18 protein-coding genes and 1 tRNA gene are annotated in these 21,425 nt (G+C 66.2%); 16 read left to right on the forward strand and 3 right to left on the reverse strand.

Annotated features, from left to right (window positions below):
- The first annotated feature begins 267 nt into the window (after positions 1-267).
- The 5 genes from B0920_RS03790 (at position 268) to B0920_RS03810 (ending at position 7,747) form a co-directional block, all read left to right on the forward strand.
- On the forward strand, positions 268-1,074 hold the full coding sequence (locus B0920_RS03790; protein WP_078031230.1) for an ABC transporter permease: 807 nt from the start codon (positions 268-270) through the stop codon (positions 1,072-1,074).
- Positions 1,075-1,087: 13 nt separating this feature from the next.
- Positions 1,088-2,020, forward strand: a complete 933-nt coding sequence (locus tag B0920_RS03795) for an MlaD family protein (RefSeq protein WP_078031231.1) — start codon at positions 1,088-1,090, stop codon at positions 2,018-2,020.
- Positions 2,017-2,649, forward strand: a complete 633-nt coding sequence (locus B0920_RS03800) for a hypothetical protein (protein WP_078031232.1) — start codon at positions 2,017-2,019, stop codon at positions 2,647-2,649. The genes B0920_RS03795 and B0920_RS03800 overlap by 4 nt, the downstream gene beginning before the upstream one ends.
- A 155-nt stretch (positions 2,650-2,804) precedes the next feature.
- A complete protein-coding gene (gene katG / locus B0920_RS03805; protein WP_078031233.1) occupies positions 2,805-5,030 on the forward strand; it encodes a catalase/peroxidase HPI in 2,226 nt (741 codons plus the stop codon).
- 188 nt (positions 5,031-5,218) lie between these two features.
- A complete protein-coding gene (locus tag B0920_RS03810) occupies positions 5,219-7,747 on the forward strand; it encodes a PAS domain-containing protein (protein WP_078033277.1) in 2,529 nt (842 codons plus the stop codon).
- Between the two features lie 100 nt (positions 7,748-7,847).
- Here the strand turns inward: B0920_RS03810 and B0920_RS03815 are convergent, their stop codons facing one another.
- Entirely contained in the window at positions 7,848-8,783 is a 936-nt protein-coding gene (locus B0920_RS03815; RefSeq protein ID WP_078031234.1) for an NAD(P)/FAD-dependent oxidoreductase, read from the reverse strand.
- A gap of 69 nt (positions 8,784-8,852) precedes the next feature.
- Positions 8,853-9,800 (reverse strand): cation diffusion facilitator family transporter, encoded by a 948-nt coding sequence (locus B0920_RS03820; protein WP_078031235.1) that lies wholly within the window; start codon positions 9,798-9,800, stop codon positions 8,853-8,855.
- A 157-nt stretch (positions 9,801-9,957) separates the two neighbouring features.
- Here B0920_RS03820 and B0920_RS03825 point away from each other — a divergent pair.
- The 11 genes from B0920_RS03825 to B0920_RS03875 all read left to right on the forward strand — a co-directional run bounded on the left by B0920_RS03825 (position 9,958) and on the right by B0920_RS03875 (position 20,621).
- Positions 9,958-10,034, forward strand: a tRNA-Val gene (locus tag B0920_RS03825).
- 210 nt (positions 10,035-10,244) lie between these two features.
- A complete protein-coding gene (thrS, locus tag B0920_RS03830) occupies positions 10,245-12,155 on the forward strand; it encodes a threonine--tRNA ligase (protein WP_078031236.1) in 1,911 nt (636 codons plus the stop codon).
- 30 nt (positions 12,156-12,185) lie between these two features.
- Positions 12,186-12,731, forward strand: a complete 546-nt coding sequence (gene infC / locus B0920_RS03835) for a translation initiation factor IF-3 (protein WP_078031237.1) — start codon at positions 12,186-12,188, stop codon at positions 12,729-12,731.
- A gap of 307 nt (positions 12,732-13,038) precedes the next feature.
- Positions 13,039-13,236: a 50S ribosomal protein L35 gene (rpmI, locus tag B0920_RS03840; protein ID WP_056135342.1), complete on the forward strand. Its 198-nt coding sequence runs from the start codon at positions 13,039-13,041 to the stop codon at positions 13,234-13,236.
- A 21-nt stretch (positions 13,237-13,257) separates the two neighbouring features.
- Positions 13,258-13,617 (forward strand): 50S ribosomal protein L20, encoded by a 360-nt coding sequence (gene rplT / locus B0920_RS03845; RefSeq protein WP_078031238.1) that lies wholly within the window; start codon positions 13,258-13,260, stop codon positions 13,615-13,617.
- Positions 13,618-13,734: 117 nt separating this feature from the next.
- Positions 13,735-14,751: a phenylalanine--tRNA ligase subunit alpha gene (gene pheS, locus B0920_RS03850; RefSeq protein WP_078031239.1), complete on the forward strand. Its 1,017-nt coding sequence runs from the start codon at positions 13,735-13,737 to the stop codon at positions 14,749-14,751.
- A gap of 39 nt (positions 14,752-14,790) precedes the next feature.
- Positions 14,791-17,217 carry a phenylalanine--tRNA ligase subunit beta gene (pheT, locus tag B0920_RS03855; RefSeq protein WP_078031240.1) on the forward strand — a complete coding sequence of 809 codons (2,427 nt, stop codon included), beginning with the start codon at positions 14,791-14,793 and terminating at the stop codon, positions 17,215-17,217.
- A 109-nt stretch (positions 17,218-17,326) separates the two neighbouring features.
- Complete coding sequence (locus B0920_RS03860; RefSeq protein WP_078031241.1) at positions 17,327-17,716, forward strand: integration host factor subunit alpha; 390 nt, start codon at positions 17,327-17,329, stop codon at positions 17,714-17,716.
- 8 nt (positions 17,717-17,724) lie between these two features.
- A complete protein-coding gene (locus B0920_RS03865; protein WP_078031242.1) occupies positions 17,725-18,129 on the forward strand; it encodes a MerR family transcriptional regulator in 405 nt (134 codons plus the stop codon).
- A 197-nt stretch (positions 18,130-18,326) separates the two neighbouring features.
- Positions 18,327-18,959 (forward strand): response regulator transcription factor, encoded by a 633-nt coding sequence (locus B0920_RS03870; protein ID WP_027865355.1) that lies wholly within the window; start codon positions 18,327-18,329, stop codon positions 18,957-18,959.
- A gap of 168 nt (positions 18,960-19,127) precedes the next feature.
- A complete protein-coding gene (locus tag B0920_RS03875) occupies positions 19,128-20,621 on the forward strand; it encodes a CHASE3 domain-containing protein (RefSeq protein WP_078031243.1) in 1,494 nt (497 codons plus the stop codon).
- Here B0920_RS03875 and B0920_RS03880 read toward each other — a convergent pair.
- Positions 20,602-21,405, reverse strand: a complete 804-nt coding sequence (locus tag B0920_RS03880; RefSeq protein ID WP_078031244.1) for a Crp/Fnr family transcriptional regulator — start codon at positions 21,403-21,405, stop codon at positions 20,602-20,604. The two genes, B0920_RS03875 and B0920_RS03880, sit on opposite strands and share 20 nt — an antisense overlap.
- Positions 21,406-21,425 lie beyond the last annotated feature (20 nt).

Consider the following 21,425-nt stretch of genomic DNA (forward strand, 5'->3'; position numbering starts at 1 on the left):
GTATACAGGTCGCGGACGACGGTAACGCTTGCGGAACTCGTGCACGCTACTGCCCGCCGCCGCTTGACAACGTCATCCCGGCGCAGGCCGGGATCCAAGTTTTCCGCACACCACCCGCGCGTCCCGTAAAGTGCCTGCTGCCGTAACCCGTCGTTCCCGGCCTCGGCGGCCCCCTTGGCGGGAACCCAAGTTCCCCCCGCACACCACCGCGCGTCCCGTATAGACAAACCCTAGCCCACCCCCTTGCCATTTCGGTATCATTCACCCATGCGCCGATCCCTGAACCTGTCCGCCCACCCCCAGTTCTGGGGCCTCGCCCTGGCGCGCTACCTGCGCAGCTGGTGGTACATGATCCACCTGGGCGCGGTCGCCATCGTGATGGCCCTGTCGCCCTCCACCTACCACCGCGCCAACCGCCTGGCCGCCTCGCGCTACATCTATGTCGGCACCTGGCAGGTGCTGCCCTGGTTCACCCTGGCCTCGGCCCTGGTCAGCACCGTCATTATCCGCATCGTGCTGGTCACGGCCAAGAGCTACGGCCTGTCCCACTACGCCCTCGAGATGGTGGTGCGGGTGCTGGTGCTGGAACTGATCCCGCTCTCGGCCGCCATGTTCGTGGCCCTGCGCGCGGGCATGGCCTTCGACGCCTCGGCCCTGGGCCTGGCGCGCGCCGGCCTGTCGCCGCAGGCCGCCAGCGACGAGGCCCTGCGCCGGGTGCGGCGCGACCTGGTGCCCCAGCTGATCGGCAACGCGGTCGCGGTCCTGAGCCTGGCCATGGTCACCTCGACCGTGGTGCTGGTGCTGGCCTACCTGAACGTCTACGGCCTCTCGCCCTGGGGCGTCTCGGACTACACCCGCACCGTCGGGCGGGTGTTCGCGCCGGTGGTGACGGCCGGCTTCGTGATCAAGACCGTGCTGTTCGGCCTCGCGGTCGCCCTGATCCCGACCGCCGCCATCCTCGAACTGCAGCGCTATCCGCGCCGCGTGGTCTCCACCGTCCAGCCGGGCGCGCTGCGCCTGCTGTTCGTGCTGCTGGTGATCGAAGCGGCTTCGCTGGCCCTCAAATACATTTGAACGAAGGAAGTCCATGACGGAACCGATTCCCGACGAACCCGCGCATGTCGAAGCCAAGGCGGTCGCCCTCCTGATCCTGGTGGGGGCCCTGATCGGGGCCTTCGTGCTGTACGTGATGTACGCGCGCGGCGTGTTCGAGCCGACCCAGCGCCTGACCCTGGTGGCCGAAGACTCGTCGGGCGTGATCCCCGGCATGGACATGACCTTCGCCGGCTTCCCGATCGGCCGCGTGGCCCAGGTCGACCTGGCCAGCGACGGCAAGGTGCACATCCTGGTCGACGTCCAGAGCAAGGACGCCAAGTGGCTGCGCACCTCGAGCGTGTTCACGCTCGAATCGAGCATCGTCGGCGAGACCCGCCTGCGCGCCTACACCGGCCTGCTGAACGACCCGCCGCTGCCGCCGGGCGCCACCCGCACCGTGCTGCGCGGCGACGCCACCGCCGAGATCCCGCGCATCGTCGCCACCGCGCGCCAGCTGCTCGAAAACCTGGAGAGCATGACGGCCTCCGAATCCGACATCAACGCCAGCCTGGCCAACATCAATGCCGTCACCGGCCGCATGTCCGGCCGCTACGGCGTGCTGGGCGGGGTGCTGGGAGGCGACGAGGAGGCGCGCAAGCTGGCCGAGTCGCTCGATCGCATCAACGGCATCCTGGCCAAGACCGACCAGCGGGTGTTCGGCAAGGCCGGCGTGATGGACGACAGCCAGGCCGCAATCCGCCAGCTCAACACGGTGCTGCAGGACGCCAGCGCCACCCTCAAGAAGGTCGACGCGGTGCTGGTCGAGGCCCAGGCGGTGGGCGCCAACGCCCGCGTCGCCACCCAGGACCTGGGGGCGCTGCGCGGCGAGGTCGACGCCAGCCTGCGCAAGGTGAACCGCCTGGTCGACGAGATCAACCGCAAGTGGCCTTTCGCCCGCAGCAACCAGGAGATCAAGCTGCCATGAAGATCCTCGTCCTCCTGGGCGCGCTGGCCCTGGCCGGCTGCGCCTCCAAACCCGTGCCGCCCGACTGGCAGGCCGACGCCAAGGGCGCCCTCGACGGTTTCACCGACGACTACCTCAAGGGCAACACGGCCGCCGCCGAGGCCGAGTTCCGCCAGGCGCGCCTGGCCACCACCGCCACCGGCCGCGCCGACCACGTGGCCCAGGTCGAGCTGGTGCGCTGCGCGGCGCAGGCGGCCAGCCTGGTGTTCGAGGATTGCCCCGGCTACGCCACCCTGGCAGCGGACGCGACGGCGACCCAGCGCGCCTATGCCGACTACCTGGCAGGCCGCTGGCAGGGGCTGGATCCCGAGCTGCTGCCGGAACAGCACCGCCCCGTGCTCGCGGGCGGACCGATAGGCGCGGTGGCCGATCCGCTGGCGCGCCTGGTCGCCGCCGGCGCCGCCTTCAAGGCGGGGCGCATCACCCCGGAGGGCATTGCCCAGGCGGTGGAGACGGCGTCGAACCAGGGCTGGCGCCGGCCGCTGCTGACCTGGCTCGGCATCCAGGCCCAGCGGGCCGATGCCGCCGGCGACGCCGCGGCCGCCACGCAGATCCGCCGCCGGATCGCTCTTGCCGCAGGGCAGCGCTGAGCCGGGGCGGCGCGCGGTTCATGACGAAAAACCGTCCCGCCTTCCGTGCGCGCACGCACGCAAGCCGGGCATCTTATGCTAGCGTATGCTGGTCAGGGGCTCGCCTGGTGGAGCAGGCGGCCTGTCCACCGCGTCCATCCTGAAGGAGACCCAGCATGAACGATCAGCAGACCGAACTACAATCCGCCGAAACCGAGCTCAAATGCCCCGTGGCCCACGGGGCGAAGCCCAAACAGACGCGCACCAACGCCCACTGGTGGCCGGACCAGCTGAACCTGGGCATCCTCCACCAGCACGCCAAGCTCGGCGATCCGATGCTGGAAGACTTCGACTACAAGCAGGAATTCCGCAAACTCGACCTGGACGCGGTGATCGCCGACCTGCACGCGCTGATGACGGATTCCCAGGCCTGGTGGCCGGCCGACTACGGCCACTACGGTCCCTTCTTCATCCGCATGGCCTGGCACTCGGCCGGCACCTATCGCATCTTCGACGGCCGCGGCGGCGCCCGCTCGGGCGAGCAGCGCTTCGCCCCGCTCAACAGCTGGCCCGACAACGGCAACCTCGACAAGGCGCGCCGGCTGCTCTGGCCCATCAAGCAGAAATACGGCAAGCAGCTTTCCTGGGCGGACTTGATGATTCTGGCCGGTAATGTCGCGCTCGAATCGATGGGCTTCAAGACCTTCGGCTTCGGCGGCGGCCGCGAAGACATCTGGGAACCGCTGCCGATCGACTGGGGCCCGGAATCGACCTGGCTGGGCGACGAGCGCTACAGCGGCGAGCGCGAGCTGGCCAAGCCCCTGGCGGCGGTGCAGATGGGCCTGATCTACGTGAATCCCGAAGGGCCGAACGGCAAGCCCGACCCGGCCGCCTCGGCGCGCGACATCCGCGACACCTTCGGCCGCATGGCGATGGACGACTACGAGACGGTGGCCCTGGTCGCCGGCGGCCACACCTTCGGCAAGTGCCACGGCGCCGGCCCCGCCCACCACGTGAGCGCCGAACCGGAGGGCGCCAACATCGAGGAGCTGGGCCTGGGCTGGAAGAGCAGCTACGAGTCGGGCATCGGCGCGCATGCGATCACCAGCGGCCTGGAAGGCGCCTGGACCCCGACCCCCACCAAGTGGGACATGAGCTACCTGGAAACCCTGTTCGGCTTCGAGTGGGAGCTGACCAAGAGCCCGGCCGGGGCCCACCAGTGGAAGCCGGTGGGCGAGGCCGGCCGCAACGTCCCCGACGCCCACATCCCCGGCAAGCTGCACCAGCCCATGATGACCACCGCCGACCTGGCGCTGCGCGCCGACCCGGCCTATGAAAAGATCGCACGGCATTTCCTGGCCAATCCGGCCGAGTTCGCCGACGCCTTCGCGCGCGCCTGGTTCAAGCTGACCCACCGCGACATGGGGCCCAAGGTGCGCTACCTGGGACCGCTGGTGCCCCAGGAAGACCTGATCTGGCAGGACCCGCTGCCCGAGGTCGACCACCCCCTAATCAACGATGCCGACATCGCGGTGCTCAAGGGCGAGCTTCTGGCCTGCGGGCTGACCGTGCCGCAGCTGGTGAAGACCGCCTGGGCCTCCGCCTCGACCTTCCGCGGCAGCGACCTGCGCGGCGGCGCCAACGGCGCCCGTATCCGCCTGGCGCCCCAGAAGGACTGGGAAGCGAACGACCCGGCCGAACTCGGCCAGGTGCTGGCGCGGCTGGAAGCCCTGCAGCAGAAGTTCAACACGGCGGCCGTGGGCGGCAAGCGGGTCTCGCTCGCCGACCTGATCGTGCTGGGCGGCTGCGTCGCGGTGGAGCAGGCGGCCAAGCTGGCCGGACACGAGGTGCGCGTGCCCTTCCGGCCCGGTCGCACCGACGCTAGCGCGGAGCAGACCGACGCCGTCTCCTTCGAGGTGCTGGAGCCGGCCATCGACGGCTTCCGCAACTACATCCGCGCCGGCGCCGAGGGCAACGTGGCCAACGGCATGATCGACAAGGCCAACCTCCTGATGCTGACCGCGCCCGAGATGACCGCACTGGTGGGCGGCATGCGCGCCCTCGGCGCCACCAGCGGCGGCGTCAAGCACGGCGTGCTGACCGACCGGCCGGGCCTGCTCACGCCCGATTTCTTCCTCAACCTGCTCGACATGCGCACGGCCTGGAAGCCGCTGGAAGGCAGCAAGCACCTGTTCGAGGGCACCGACCGCCAGAGCGGCGAGCGGCGCTGGACCGCGACCCTGGCCGACCTGATCTTCGGCAGCAATGCCCAACTGCGCGCCTTGTCCGAGGTGTATGCGGCGCGCGACGGCGCGGCGCATTTCGTCGACGACTTCGTGAAGGCCTGGACCAAGGTCATGGAGCTCGACCGCTTCGACCTGCGCTACCGTAAGGCGGCGTGATCTTCTTCGACAGCGGGGCCGCCGCAGTATGGCGGCGCGTCCCGCTGTTGACCCGAGTTGGGCCGGGCGGGGTCGCCATGCTCTGCCATTGGTAGTATGATCACCAGTATTGCCGTTTTTGAAACGGCATGCTGATCGCTGCACGGCGCCGTTCGACGGCGCCCATTTTTCTTTTCGCGTCCATGAACATGCCAAGACTGACCCTGGTCCCCGAGGACGCGATCCACGCGCCGCCGCCTTTCGGACCTGACGGCGCGCCCTTGTTTCCCGTCCTGCGCGACCGGGACTGGAGCGCTTCTCCGCTCGGGCCGCCGGCCGGCTGGCCGCCGGCGCTGCGTTTCGCCGCCGGCCTGGTGCTGGAATCGAACGTGCCGATGTGGGTGGCCTGGGGCGAGGACCTGGGGCTGATCTACAACGACGCGTATGCCGAGGTACTGCTCGACAAGCATCCGGCCGCCTTCGGCGCGCCGCTGCGCCAGGTCTGGGGCGAGGTGTGGCCCGACGTGGCCCCGCTGATCGCCCAGGCCCTGGCCGGGCATCCGGTGCTGCGCGAGGACATGCCGCTCGTTGCGCGCCGCGGCGGCGTCGACACCCCGGTCTGGTTCAGCTTCACCTACACCCCGGTGCGCGACGAGCGCGGGGCCGTGCGCGGCCTGTTCTGCACGGTCAAGGAAACCACCGAGAAGATGCGCTCGCAGCAGCAGCTGGAGCAGCAGGCGCGCGCCAGCGAACGCCTGGACGAAAAGACGCGCGAGACCGAGGCGCGCCACCGCCTGGCCCTGATGGCGACCAATGACGCGATCTGGGACTGGCGCATGGAAGATGGCCACGTGGTCTGGAACCAGGCCCTGCACAGCCTGTTCGGTCACGAGATCGAGGAGACCAGCGCCGACTGGTGGCTGGATCACATCCATCCGGACGACAGGGACCGGGTCGGCCGCGAGGTCGACGCCGTCATCCATGGCGGCGGGAGCGTCTGGTCCGGCGAATACCGCTTCCGGCGCGCCGACGGCAGCTATGCCCCTACCTATGACCGCGGAACAGTCCTGCGCGACGAGCAGGGCAGGGCGCTGCGCATGATCGGCGCGATGCTCGATCTCACCGCGATCAAGGCGGCCCAGGAAGCCCAGCGCGAGAGCGAGCGTCTGTTCCGCACCCTGTTCCAGTCGATCGACCAGGGCTTCTCGGTGCTCGAACTCCTGGATGGCCCGCATGGACCCCTGAGCGACTACGTGCACCTGATGGCCAATCCGGCCTTCGTGGGCAATACCGGCATCGGGAACGTGGTCGGCCGGCGCGCGCGCGAACTGGTGCCGCTGGAGGCCGAAGGCTGGATCGAGATCTACCGGCGCGTGCTGCTGACGGGCGAGCCGGTGCGCTTCGAGCGCGAACTCGAGCACACCCGGCGCTACCTGGAGCTGGCCGCGTTCCGGATCGAGCCGCCCGAGCGGCGCCAGGTGGCCGTCCTGTTCCAGGACATCACCGAGCGGCACCGGGCCGAGCTCGCGCTGCGCGAGCTGAACGACACCCTCGAGCGCCGCGTGGCCGCCGAGGTGTCCGAGCGCGCCCGCACCGAGGATGCGCTGCGCCAGGCCCAGAAGATGGAAGCCGTGGGCCAGCTCACCGGCGGCATCGCCCACGACTTCAACAACATGCTGGCCGTGATCTCGAACGCGCTCGAACTCCTGGGCCGGCGCCAGGGCGAGGACGAGCGCGCGCAGCGCTATGTCGAGATGGCCAAGAGCGGCGTGCGGCGCGCGGCCCAGCTGACCCAGCGCCTACTGGCCTTTTCGCGCCAGCAGCCGCTGCGCCCCGAGCCGCTGTGCGCGAACCTGCTGCTGGCCGGGATGGCCGATCTGCTGACCCACTCGCTCGGCACGGGTGTGCGCATCGAGTTCGCCCTGGACGACGGCCTGTGGCCGGTGCACGCCGACCCCAACCTGCTCGAGAACGCGGTGCTCAACCTGGCCGTGAACGCGCGCGACGCGATGGAGGAGGGCGGCCGTATCCACATCTCGACCGGCAACATCGATCTCGACGAGCACTTCGGCATCGACGGCGCGGCGCGCGGCGAGTACGCGATGATCGTGGTGCGCGACACCGGGTCCGGCATGTCGCCCGAGGTGCTGGAAAAAGCCTTCGACCCCTTCTTCACGACCAAGGAAGTCGGCCGCGGCAGCGGCCTGGGCCTGAGCCAGGTGTACGGTTTCGTGCGCCAGTCGGGCGGCTACGTCAAGATCGATTCCACTGTCGGCAAGGGCAGCACGGTCACCATCTACCTGCCGCGGCACCGCGAGGGCGTGGTCCCGAGCCAGCCGGAGCTGCCGCGCGAGCTGGCCCAGGCCGGCGGCGGCGAGACCATCCTGGTGGTCGACGACGAGGCGGCGGTGCGGGCCCTGTCGGCTGAGATGCTGCGCATGCTGGGCTACCACGTGCTCGAGGCGGACGGCGCGCTGGCCGCGCTGCGCTTCCTCGACGACGATCCCGGCATCGCCCTGCTGTTCACCGACGTCGTCATGCCGGAACTGAACGGGCGCAAGCTGGCGGACGAAGCCTTGCGCCGCCGTCCCGCGCTCAAGGTGTTCTTCACCACCGGCTATCCGCGCGACGCCCTGACCCACCACGGCGGCCTGAATCACGGCGTGCAACTACTGGGCAAGCCCTTCTCGATCGAGGAGCTGGCCGCGCGCGTGCGCACCGTGCTCGACATGCCCTAGCGCCCAGTCAGGGCCACTCGGGCAGGGCCACTCGGGCAGGGCCGCTCAGGCAGGGCCGCCCAGGCAGGGGCACTCGGCCAGGGGCGCTCAGGCCGAGCCGTCAGGTCGTGCGCAGGGCCCAGGGCAGGGTGTTGTGGATGCTGGTCGCGGCGATCGCCGCCTGTCCGGTGGCGACCGCGATCTGGTTCAGCCCGCGGGTGACGTCGCCGATCGCATACAGCCCCGGCACCGAGGTGCGCAGGTGGTCGTCGACCAGCAGCTTGCGGCACTCGACGGTCTCGGCGCCCAGCCCGGCCGCCAGGTCGGAGCGGGCGTTCTCGCCCAGCATCGGATAGAACACGTCACAAGGGTAGTCCTCGCCGTCGGCCGTGTGCAGGACGGGCTTCAGGTCCTCGCTCATGCTGACGCCCACCAGGGCCGACTCGACGTGCCGCACGTTCGCCGCCTCCAGCTGGCGCCGCTCTTCCTCGTTGAGGACGGACGCCGCGCTGCGCTCGAACAGCAGCACGTCCTCGCTGAAGGTGCGCATGAACAGGGCGTGGCCGACCGGGTTGACCTCCGAGGTGACCACCCCGATGCGGCGGTCGATGACGTCGTAGCCGTCGCATACCGGGCACAGGCGCACCGCGCCGGCCGCCACGGCCTCGTCCCAGCGCGCCACCGGCATCCCGGCGTCGGCCACCCCGGTGGCCAGCAGCACCGTGTGGGCGCGCAGCCGGGTCAGGTCGCCGTCGGGCCCGGCGCAATCGCCGACGAACAGCCCGTCCTCGAGACGCAGATCGGTGATCTCGCCGGGCATGACGTGCCCGCCATAACGCCCCAGCTGGGCGCGCAGGTTCTCCAGCAACTGTTTGCCGTTAATTCCGTCTGGAAAGCCAGGGTAGTTGTGGGAGACCGGAATCCAGCCCAGGCGGCTGTGGCCCTTGTCCACCAGGGCGATGTTGCGGGTGAAGCGGCGCAGGTAGATGGCGGCCGTGAGCCCGCCTGGGCCGCCGCCGATGATGAGGGTGTCGAATACCGTCTGGTCCGGGTTCATGGGCCGATTATGCGCAGCCCGGGCGCGCGGACCAATCGGCGTGCGCGCCACGGCGCGGTAAGAGGCCGCTTACAGCGCGGGCTCGCCGGGGGCGGCCAGGGGCTTGCCGCCGGCCGCCTCGGGCTGCAGGGTGACGTGGTCGATGCCGTGGCGGGCGCGCAGCATGGCGCGCACCTTTTCCAGCACCGCCGGCCATTCCTCCAGGCCGCGGATTTCGAGGTGGCCGATCAGGGCCGGTTCGCCCGGCGACATGTCCCATACGTGAAGGTCGTGCACCGACAGCACGCCCTCGACGGCGGCGATGTCGGCCCCCACCTGGAGGTAGTCGATCTGGTGCGGCACGCCTTCCATCAGGAAGTGGTAGGACTCGCGCAGGATGCCGTAGGTCGACTTGAGGATCAGCAGCGAGACGAAGATCGACAGGATGGGGTCGACCCGGTACCAGTCGGTGAAGTAGATGATCACGCCGGCCGCGATCGCCGCCAGCGAGCCGAGCAGGTCGCCCATGACGTTGAGCAGGGCGGCGCGGGTGTTGATGCTGCTGTTGTCGCGCGACAGCACCCAGGCCACCAGCAGGTTGATGCCGGCGCCGATGCTGGCCACGACCAGGACGATGCCGCCCTGGACCGGCTCGGGGTGCAGCAGGCGCTGCACCGCCTCCCAGCCGATCCAGCCCACCAGGGCCAGCATCGCCAGGCTGTTGACGAAGGCGGCCAGGGCCTCGGCGCGCACGAAGCCGAAGGAATGGCGGGCCGAGGGCGGGCGCTTGGCGATCAGCTGGGCCAGCAGGGCCAGGCCGAGGGCGGCGGCGTCGGTGACCATGTGGCCGGCGTCCGAGATCAGGGCCAGGGAATTCGAGATGAAACCGGTGACCACCTCGATCACCGCATACAGCAGGGTCAGGCCGAGGGCGACCGCGAGGGCGGTATGGCTGCGTTCCTCGATGAAGTGGGCGTGGCTGGCGTCGCCATCCAGGTGGGCGTGCAGGTGCGCGGGGTCGACTGGCCGGGAAGGCATTGCTGAGTATGCTTGTTTTGACAATGCCCTAGTGTAAAGCAAACTGTCGCCAGGGGAGAGGATATGACCGCCGGGCAAGCCCAGGAAAGCCAATCAACGGCTTGCACCGGTGGCAAGACTTGCTTAATAGGACCCCTCTCCTTATAATGCCGGTATCGGGCGGTTAGTTCAGCTGGTTAGAATACTTGGTCGACATCCAAGGGGTCGCAGATTCGAATTCTGCACCGCCCACCAAATTCTGTAAGAGCGAGAAAGGCACTCACGGTTATGACACCGCGAACTACGACCTGGTTGTGGGGGAATCGCTAGACGCGAAGGGGTGTGCTTTTGCTCAACACAACGGAAAAACGCGGCTAGTGCCGCGTTTTTTTTCGTCCATTGGTTTTTTCCCGTTTCATCGACTTGATTATTCACCGGCGCCGTGCGCCATGATTGGAGAACAGCATGCTCAACGTTCGACTTCCCGACGGATCCAGCCGTCAGTTCGACGGTCCCGTCACGGTCGCCCAGGTGGCCCAGAACATCGCCCCCAGCCTGGCCAAGGCGGCGCTGGCCGGCAAGGTGAACGGCAAGGTGGTCGACACCTCCTTCCTGATCGAGAGCGACGCCGAGCTGGCCATCGTGACCGACAAGGATCCTGAAGGCCTGGACGTGATCCGCCACTCGACCGCCCACCTGCTGGCCTATGCGGTCAAGGAACTGTTCCCGGAAGCCCAGGTCACCATCGGCCCGGTGATCGACAACGGCTTCTACTACGATTTCTCGTACAAGCGTCCCTTCACCCCGGAAGACCTGCAGGCGATCGAAAAGAAGATGCAGGAACTGGCTAAGAAGGACGAGCCGGTCACCCGCAAGGTGCTGCCGCGCGACGAGGCGGTGGCCTATTTCAAGTCGATCGGCGAGCACTACAAGGCGGAAATCATCGCCTCGATCCCGGCCAACGAAGACGTCTCGCTGTATAGCGAAGGCAATTTCACCGACCTGTGCCGCGGCCCCCACGTGCCCTCGACCGGCAAGCTCAAGGTCTTCAAGCTGATGAAGCTGGCCGGCGCCTACTGGCGCGGCGACTCCAAGAACGAGATGCTGCAGCGCGTCTACGGCACCGCATGGGCCAAGAAGGAAGAGCAGGAACAGTACCTGCACATGCTCGAAGAGGCCGAGAAGCGCGACCACCGCAAGCTGGGCAAGGCCCTGGACCTGTTCCACTTCCAGGACGAGGCCCCGGGCCTGATCTTCTGGCACCCGAAGGGCTGGACCATCTGGCAGCAGGTCGAGCAGTACATGCGCCAGACCTACCAGCTCACCGGCTACAACGAAGTCAAGGCGCCGCAGATCATCGACGTCTCGCTGTGGCAGAAGACCGGTCACTGGGATAACTACCGTGACAACATGTTCACGACCGATTCCGAGAACCGCACCTATGCGCTCAAGCCGATGAACTGCCCGGGCCACGTGCAGATCTATAACGCCGGCCTGCGCTCCTACCGCGACCTGCCGCTGCGCTACGGCGAGTTTGGCCAGTGCCACCGCAACGAGTCCTCGGGTGCGCTGCACGGCCTGATGCGCGTGCGCGGCTTCACCCAGGACGACGGCCACGTGTTCTGCACCGAAGAGCAGATCGCGGGCGAGGTGACGGCATTCCACGCCCAGGCCATGCGCGTGTACGACGACTTCGGCTTCGCCAACATCGACGTCAAGATCGCCCTGCGTCCGGACAGCCGGATCGGCTCCGACGAGGTCTGGGACCAGGCCGAGGAAGCCCTGCGTTCGGCCCTGCGCGCCTGCGGCGTGAGCTGGACCGAGCTGCCGGGCGAGGGCGCCTTCTACGGCCCCAAGATCGAGTACCACCTGAAGGACAGCCTGGGCCGCCCGTGGCAGGTCGGCACCATGCAGGTCGACTTCTCGATGCCGGGCCGCCTGGGCGCCGAGTATGTTGCCGAAGACAACACCCGCAAGGTCCCGGTGATGTTGCACCGTGCAATCGTGGGCTCGATGGAGCGCTTTATTGGTATCCTGATCGAGAACTACGCGGGCGCGCTGCCGCTGTGGCTGGCGCCGGTGCAGGTGGCCATCTTGAACATCTCGGACGCCCAGGCCGACTACGTGAAACAGGTCGAAACCCGCCTCAAACAGGCCGGCCTGCGCGTACACGCTGATTTGCGGAACGAGAAGATTACTTATAAAATACGTGAGCATTCCGTCCAAAAACTGCCTTACATCCTGGTGGTTGGCGATAAAGAGCGGGATGCCAACACGGTGGCCGTGCGAGCACGCGGCAATGTCGATCTGGGCGCGATGTCCGTCGACGCGCTGGTCGAGCGCCTGGTGGGCGAAGTTGCCGCCAAGGTGAAGTAATCCGGAAGCCCGGACGCTCCCGACCAATCCATTAATTACCTCAAAGGAATAGACATAGCTACTGACAAGCAGCATCGCATCAATGGCGAGATCACCCACCCCGAAATGCGTTTGAACGGGGTCAACAACGAGCCGCTGGGCATTGTGAGCCTGGCCGAGGCGTTTCGTCTGGCTGAAGAAGCGAACGTGGACCTGGTGGAGATCGCGCCGAACGCGGTTCCGCCGGTTTGCCGCCTGATGGACTACGGCAAGTTCAAGTATTCGGAGCAGAAGAAAGCCCACGAAGCCAAGCTGAAGCAGAAGGTCATCCAGGTCAAGGAAATCAAGTTCCGTCCGGGCACCGACGAGGGCGATTACAGCATCAAGCTGCGCAACCTCATCAAGTTCCTGGAAGAGGGCGACAAGACCAAGATCACCCTGCGTTTCCGTGGCCGCGAGATGGCGCACCAGGACATCGGCATGCGCATGCTCGAGCGGCTGCGCGGCGACCTGGAGCCTTACGGCCAGGTCGAACAGTTCCCGAAGCTCGAAGGTCGCCAGATGATCATGGTGGTCGCGCCGAAGAAGAAGAAGTAATTCTTCGCGTCAGGGTAGTGCAAGGGCCGGGTCCGGCGTGCGGGAGTACCGCATGACGGCCCGGCTTGCGTTCGTCCCTACGTGTCGCATCGCCGCCGCAAGCCACGAGTCCGGCCCGGTTTCATAGTGCGCCGCGTCATCTTCCCGAAATTCTGTGCTACAATCTGCGGTTCCTGTTTTTGACAAGCAGGTTGTAGCGGACTCGCATCTGCTGCAAAACAAGTGAAAGTAGGCATCTAAGAGCAGCGTCGCTGCCACCTGCAATCCTGTTCAACATATGAGGCTGTCCCTGAACGGACAGATGACTATGCCAAAAATGAAAACCAAAAGCTCCGCGAAGAAGCGTTTTCGCGTGCGTCCGGGCGGTACCGTCAAGTCGGGCATGGCGTTCAAGCGTCACATCCTGACCAAGAAGACCACCAAGAACAAGCGCCAGCTGCGCGGCACCCGTAACATCAATGCGTCGGACGTCCAAAGCGTCTACCGCATGATGCCCTCTGCTTAATCTCACACAAAAGGAGCTACCATGCCTCGAGTAAAACGTGGGGTTACTGCACGTGCCCGTCACAAGAAGGTTCTTGAACTTGCCAAAGGCTACCGTGGCCGTCGCAGCAAGGTATTCCGTATTGCCAAGCAAGCAGTCATGCGCGCTGGCCAGTACGCCTACCGCGACCGCCGCAACAAGAAGCGCGTCTTCCGCGCCCTGTGGATCACCCGTATCAACGCGGCTTCGCGTTCGCACGGCATGACCTACAGCGCATTCATGAACGGCCTGAAGAAGTCCGCGATTGAACTGGACCGTAAAGTCCTGGCCGACATGGCCGTCCACGACAAGCCGGCTTTCGCCGCTATCGTGAACACCGTCAAGGCCAAGCTGGCTGCTTAATACAGTCTGCATGCAAGACAGCGCTGCGCCTTCGGGTGTGGCGCACAGGAAGCGGGGCAAGGGTCACACCTGTGCCCCGTTTTCGATTGTGGACGCACAAACAGGAAAAGAATAAGCATGAACTCGCTGGAAGAACTCGTCGTCGCGGCCCAGGCTGACTTTGCCGCCGCCGCGGACGCCGCCGCGCTCGAAAATGCAAAAGCCAAGTACCTGGGCAAGACCGGCCAGGTGACCGACCTGATGAAGGGCCTGGGCAAGCTCGATCCCGAGCAGCGCAAGGCGCAGGGCGCACTGATCAATGCCGCAAAAGAAAAAATCGAACAGGCACTGAACCAGCGTCGCGACGCGCTCGCCAACGCCCAGCTGGAAGCCCGCCTGAACGCCGAGGCCATCGACGTGAGCCTGCCGGGCCGCGGCCGCAGCAAGGGTGGCATCCACCCGGTGATGCGCACCTGGGAAAGGGTCGAGCAGATCTTCCGCTCCATCGGCTTCGACGTGGCCGACGGCCCCGAGATCGAAACCGACTGGACCAATTTCACCGCACTGAACAGCCCGGAAAACCACCCGGCGCGTTCGATGCAGGACACCTTCTACATCGAGGGCCAGGACAGCAGCGGCAAGCCGCTGCTGCTGCGCACCCACACCTCGCCGATGCAGGTGCGCTACGCGCGCACCCACACCCCGCCGATCAAGGTGATCGCGCCGGGCCGCACCTACCGCGTCGACAGCGACGCCACCCACTCGCCGATGTTCCACCAGGTCGAAGGCCTGTGGATCGGCGAGGACATCAGCTTTGCCGACCTCAAGGGCGTGTACCTGAACTTCGTCAAGGCCTTCTTCGAGACCGACGACCTGCAGGTGCGTTTCCGTCCCTCCTACTTCCCCTTCACCGAGCCGTCGGCCGAGATCGACATCGCCTTCGGCAGCGGTCCGCTCAAGGGGCGCTGGCTGGAAGTCTCGGGCGCCGGCCAGGTCCATCCGACCGTGGTGCGCAACTTCGGCCTGGATCCGGAAAAATTCATCGGCTTCGCGTTCGGCTCCGGCCTCGAGCGCCTGACGATGCTGCGTTATGGAATCAACGATCTGCGCCTGTTCTATGAAGGCGATCTGCGTTTCCTCAAGCAGTTCAATTAATTCCGGCTGAAACCCGAAGCAAGAACAAGGCAAACGAATATGCAATTCTCCGAAAACTGGCTCCGTTCCATGGTCGATCCGAAGATGAATTCGGACGAACTGTCGCACCTCCTGACGATGTCCGGCCTCGAAGTGGAAGAGGTCGAAGCCGTCGCGCCGCCGTTCTCGAACGTGGTGGTGGCCGAGGTCAAGGAAGTGGCCAAGCACCCGAACGCCGACCGCCTCAACGTCTGCCAGGTGGACGTCGGCACCGGCACCCTGCTCAACATCGTGTGCGGCGCGCCCAACGTGCGCGCCGGCATGAAGGCGATCTGCGCCAAGGCCGGCGCCGTGCTGCCGCCCGGCGCGGACGGCAAGCCCTTCGAGATCAAGGTCGGCAAGCTGCGCGGCGTGGAATCGCAGGGCATGCTGTGCTCGGCCAAGGAACTCAAGATCTCGGAAGAGGGCAGTGGCCTGATGGAACTGCCGGAAGACGCGCCGATCGGCGCCAACATCCGCGACTACCTCGGCTTGAACGACCTCAAGTTCACCATCAAGCTGACCCCGAACAAGGCCGACTGCCTGTCGGTGCTGGGTGTGGCGCGCGAAGTGGCGGCCCTGACCGGTTCGCCGCTGCACGTGCCGACCACCCGCGCGGTGCCGGTCACCATCGCCGACACGCTGCCGGTGAAGGTCTCGGCGCCCGACCTGTGCGGCCGTTTCGCCGGCCGCATCATCCGCGGCCTGAATGCCCGCGCCGCCACGCCCGAGTGGATGAAGCGCCGCCTGGAGCGCAGCGGCCAGCGCTCGGTGTCGGCCCTGGTCGACATCTCCAACTACGTGATGCTGGAAGTCGGCCGTCCCTCGCACGTGTTCGACCTGGCCAAGATCCACGGCGGCCTGGACGTACGCTGGGGCAAGAAGGGTGAAAGCCTGAAGCTCCTGAACGGCAACACCGTCGAGGTCGACGAATGGGTCGGCGTGATCGCCGACGACAAGGAACTGGAATCGCTGGCCGGCATCATGGGCGGCGACAGCACCGCCGTCACCCTGGACACCACCGACATCTACCTGGAAGCCGCGTTCTGGTGGCCGAACGCCATCCAGGGCCGCGCCCGCCGCTACAATTTCTCGACCGACGCGGCGCACCGCTTCGAGCGCGGCGTCGACTACGCGACGATTCCCGAGCACATCGAGCGCATCACCTCGCTGATCGTGGAAATCTGCGGCACCGCCGCCACCCAGGTCGGCCCGCTGGACGACCAGGTCCTCGCGCTGCCGCAGCGCCAGCCGGTGCAGATGCGCACCGCGCGCGCCGCCAAGGTGATCGGCGTGCCGCTCACCGACGAGCTCGTCGCCGACATCTTCACCCGCCTGCAGTTGCCCTTCACGCTGGAACAGGGCGTGTTCTCGGTCACCGCGCCGAGCTACCGCTTCGACATCGAGATCGAGGAAGACCTGATCGAAGAAGTGGCGCGCGTCTATGGTTTCGAAAACATCCCGGCGCTGCCGCCGGTGGCGCCCTCGGCCATGCTGATCGAGCCGGAAAACACCCGCTCCCTGTTCGCGATCCGCCACCAGCTGGCCGATCTCGGCTACCAGGAAGTGGTCAACATGAGCTTCGTCGAAGCCCAGTGGGAACAGGATTTCGCCGGCAACGAGGCGCCGATCCGCCTGCAGAACCCGATCGCCAGCCAGATGAGCGTGATGCGCTCCAACCTGGTCGGCAGCCTGGTCGCCAACGTGCGCTACAACGTCAACCGCAAGGCCGGCCGCGTGCGCGCCTTCGAAGTCGGCGCGGTGTTCCACCGCAACCCGGCGGCGGTCGACGGTCCGCTGGCGGTGGCCGGTTTCGACCAGCCCAAGCGCGTCGCCGCCATCGCCTACGGCCCGGCCGTGGACGAGCAGTGGGGCGAGAAGACCCGCGCGGTCGACTTCTTCGACCTCAAGGGCGACCTCGAGGCCTTGTTCGCGCCGCGCCAGCTGCGCTTCGTGAAGGGCGAGCATCCGGCCCTGCACCCGGGCCGCAGCGCCTTGGTCGAACTGGATGGCCAGAGGATCGGCTTCATCGGCGAGCTGCACCCGCGCTGGCTGCAGAAATACGACCTGCCCCAGGCTCCGGTCGTGTTCGAGGTCGACGCCGAGGCCCTGCGCCAGCGCATCGTGCCGAGCTATGCCGAGATCTCCCGGTTCCCGGGCGCCACGCGCGACCTGGCCCTGGTGGTCAAGCAGAACGTGGCGGCCCAGGATGTGCTCGACACATTCCAGGCCGAGGTGGCGGCCAACCCTGGCGGCAAGATCGTGCAAGCTATTGTTTTGTTTGACGAATATCGCGGCAAAGGGCTGGAGACGGATGAAAAAAGCCTTGCTTTCCGCTTTAGCTTGCAAGATACTCAATCGACGCTGCAGGACGACGCCGTGGACGCTATCATGAGCGCCGTGGCCGAGGCTGCGAAGAACAAGCTGAACGCGAAGCAGCGCGCTTGATCGTCTCCAGAACACGATTTTGACTTGAAGGCAGGGCTTCAAAATTAATAACAACGACGTCGATACGGCCGTACTCCAGGAGGCCCTCGCGGCCGACCTGGATCGCGCCATGCACGTGGCGCGTGTGCGGAAGGAAGCGGAACAGGCACTCCCGACCTTGACCAAGGCCGAGCTGGCCGAACTGCTGTTCGAGCAGGTCGGCCTCAACAAGCGCGAGGCCAAGGACATGGTCGAGACCTTCTTCGACGAGATCCGCAATGCGCTTGAACGAGGCGAAGCGGTCAAGCTGTCCGGCTTCGGCAACTTCCAGTTGCGCGACAAGCCGCAGCGGCCGGGTCGCAATCCGAAAACCGGGGAAGAGATCCCCATCACGGCGCGCCGCGTCGTGACTTTCCACGCCAGCCAGAAGCTCAAGGCCATGGTCGAAGAGGCCAGTCCTTCGGGTTCGCCCTCGGGTTCGCCCTCGGGTTCACCCGGCTCGCTGGCTCGCGCCGCCTGAACTGATCCATGAACGACCGTCCGAACAAGACCGAAGCGACCGTGCTGCCGCCGATTCCGGCGAAGCGATATTTCACGATCGGCGAGGTGAGTGAGTTGTGCGGGGTCAAACCCCATGTACTGCGTTACTGGGAGCAGGAATTTACTCAGCTAAAGCCTGTCAAACGCCGTGGAAACCGTCGCTACTACCAGCACCACGAGGTGCTGCTGATACGCCGTATCCGCGAGCTGTTGTACGAGCAGGGCTTCACCATCAGCGGCGCCCGCAATCGTCTCGACAGCCGCGCCAGCGCGCTGGCTGGCCTCGAGGAACTTGACCTGCCGGAACCGGCGCCGAGCGTCGATACCGAGCACCTGCGCGCCGAACTGCTGGGGATTCTCGATCTCCTGAAAAACGGTCCACAGCCGGCCTGAATCCGTCGTCTCCTTGCGGTGCAGGTCGCGCCGCCGGGAGCCGTCGCGCTTGCGCGCGCTCGCCGGTTCGTGCTGAGCTTGAAGCGCGATGCCGGAGTGTTAAAATATTATTCGCGCTGATACCGCATTGACGCGCACTAAGCCGGGCGGCCCAGAACCCGGCCCTTTCCTGCGCAAGGAAAATTTAAGGGAAGACAATGATACGCGTTGCCATTTGTGACGATCACCAAATAGTTCGAGCAGGATTCAAGCAGATTTTCTCGTCGTCGGGCGAATTCGAAGTCGTCGCCGAAGGCGCCACCGGCCGCGAGGCCCTCGACATCGCCCGCCGCGAGATCTGCGACGTGCTGCTGCTCGATATCGCGATGCCCGACCAGAGCGGGATCGATATCCTGCGCACCATCCGCCAGGGTCAGCCCAACCTGCCGGTGCTGATCCTGTCCGGCTATCCGGCGCAGCAATACGCGCTCAACCTGTTCAAGATGGGCGCGAACGGCTACCTGAACAAGGAATGCGAGGCGGACGAGCTCAAGACCGCCGTGCGCACCGTCTACCAGGGCCGCCGTTACGTGAGCTCGACCGTCGGCGAACTGCTGGCCCAGAGCTTCGACCGCGATCCGAACACCGCGCTCCACACCGAGCTGTCGGACCGCGAATTCCAGGTCTTCCTGCGCCTGGCCAAGGGCGCGACCGTGTCCGACATCGGCAATGCCCTGTCGCTCTCGATCAAGACCGTGTCCACCTACCGTACCCGCATCATGGAAAAGATGGGTCTGCAGTCCAACAGCGACCTGACCTACTATGCCATGAAGAACAATCTCCTCGATTGATTTCCCCACCGCGCCCCGTCCACCGGGGCGCGCGTTCTAGTGCGCAAGTTCTGTATTCCTCGCGCAACCGTTTTGAAACATTTTGTTACGTCCAGGCATTTCGCGGTGCAACATTCTGCACATCCGTCTATAATCAAATGACGGCAACGTTGCGTGAAAGGAAGCCCCGTGTACTTTTCCACCGCCCCGGCCGGCGAGCCTGTGCGCAGTCTGCCGCTGCACAAGAAGCTGCTCTGCCTGGCGTGCGTCATTCTGCTGGTCGTCAACGGCGTCTTCCTGGTCCGTAATCTCGACGACCTGCGCGCGGCCAACGCGCTGCAAACCCAGAGCGCCCGGGTCTCCGACGAACTCCAATACCTGAACCTGCTCGTCACCGACGCCGAAAGCGGCCTGCGCGGCTACTTCCTGTCGGGCTCCGACGTCTACCTCGGCCCGCTGCACGCGGCTCCCCAGCAGATCGACAACCAGTTGCGCGCCCTCGGCGTGCTGCTCGCCGACAGCCCTTCGCAAACCAGGAACCTGGCCCAGTTGCGCAGCCTGGTCCAGAAGAAGCTGGGCCTGATGCACCAGGCCCTTGAGGTCTACCGCCAGGGCGGCCTGGTCGACATCGTCGCGATCGCCGCCGCGCCCGACGAGCGCGCCGACATGGACGAAATCCGCCTGCAGGTGGTGATCATGACGCGCGAGCAGAACGAACTGCTGGCCGCCCGCACCGCCTCCTTCTACCAGCAATACCGCCATGCGGCCCTGTTCGGGCTGGGCATCAACACCGCCGCCATCGTGGTGCTGGTGCTGTTCTATAAACTGATCCAGCGCGCCTTCGGGCTGCGCCTGCGCGCCGAGCGCGCCCTGCAGCAATCCAACGACCACCTGGAAGAAATGGTGGCCGAGCGCACCGAGCAGCTCTCGGTCCTGTCGCGCCACCTGATCAAGGTGTCGGAAGAAGAGAAGTCGCGCCTGGCGCGCGAGCTGCACGACGAAATGGGCGCCAACCTGACCGCGATCGGCATGGACCTGACCACGGTCAGCGAGCAGTTGCGCGTCAGCCAACCGGAACTGGCGGCCAAGCTCGGCCGCGCCCGCCGCACCCTGGTCGACACCGTGCAGCTCAAGCGCCGCATCATCGAGAACCTGCGCCCCAGCCTGCTGGACAACATGGGCCTGTCGGCCGCGCTGCAAAGCTATTGCGCCGACTATGGCCGCATCACCTCGCTCGACTGCGACGCCCTGATCGACCGCCAGGCCGATACGGCCGGCCCGATGCAGGCGATCGCACTGTTCCGCATCACCCAGGAAGCCCTCAACAACATCGCCAAGTATGCCGAGGCGCGCAGCGTGATCGTCAACCTGAGCCGCGAGCCCGAGGGCTGGGACCTGGAAATCACCGACGACGGCATCGGCATTCCGGCCGACGCCATGGCCAAGTCGAAGTCCCACGGCCTGCTGGGCATGCGCGAGCGCGCCTTGCTGCTGGGCGGCAGCCTGACCGTGGAGCGCGGCGTGAACGGGATCGGCACCTGCGTGCGGGCCTGGATTCCGGTCGAAGCGCCAGGCGGGGAGGGCAAAAACAAAACGGGCGCGGCAAGCGCCGCGCCCGGTATGGAATCGGATCCCGCGCCGTCAGCTCCGGATCAGGTCAGGATCAACGCGCCACATCCATGAGCAGGCGGTCGTACTCGGACTTCGCGACCTTGTAGCATTCGCCTGCGTATTCTTCCAGGCCGGCACGGTCCAGCACGGTGATGTTGCCGCGGCGGTACTGGATCAGGCCCTCGTCCTGCAGCTTGCCGGCGGCGGCCGTGATGCTTTCGCGACGCACGCCCAGCATGATCGAAATCAGTTCCTGGGTCACTTTCAGTTCATTGGTCGGCGAACGGTCCAGGCGGTCCAGCAGCCAGCGGCAGAGCTTCTGCTCGATCGAGCTGTGGCGGCCGCCGACGGCGTTCTGGGCCATCTGGGCGAACAGGGCGTTGGTGTAGCGCATCAGCAGTTGCGGCAGGGCGCCGCCGCGGTTGAAGGCGTCGCGCAGGTATTGGGTCTTGAGGCGGTAGCCGTAGCCGGCGCTCTGCACCACGGCGCTGCACATGGCGCGCTCGCCCATGAAGAGCGACACGCCGACCACGCCTTCATGGCCGACCACCGCGATCTCGGTGGTTGCGCCGTCTTCCATCACGTAGAGCAGCGACACGATTGCCGTGGTCGGAAAATACACGTATTCCAATTTGCTGCCATACTCGAACAACTCCTTGCCGAAGGGCAGAGGGACGAGTTCCAGGTGCTCGAACAGGGTTTCCAGGTCTTGGCGGGGGAGGGCGGCGAGCAGTTCGTTCTGCTGGGTGCCGCTATAGCTGACAACGGGGCGGGACGCGGATTTCAGTTCCTCACTCGTGGCTGGGATCTGGTTCTTCGCTTTTTGCGTGGCACCACCAAGTTGAGTGTTGTTCATTTTGTGTCCTCTTATCTCTA

The sequence above is a fragment of the Massilia sp. KIM genome, from assembly GCF_002007115.1.
Taxonomy (GTDB): Bacteria; Pseudomonadota; Gammaproteobacteria; order Burkholderiales; family Burkholderiaceae_D; genus Telluria.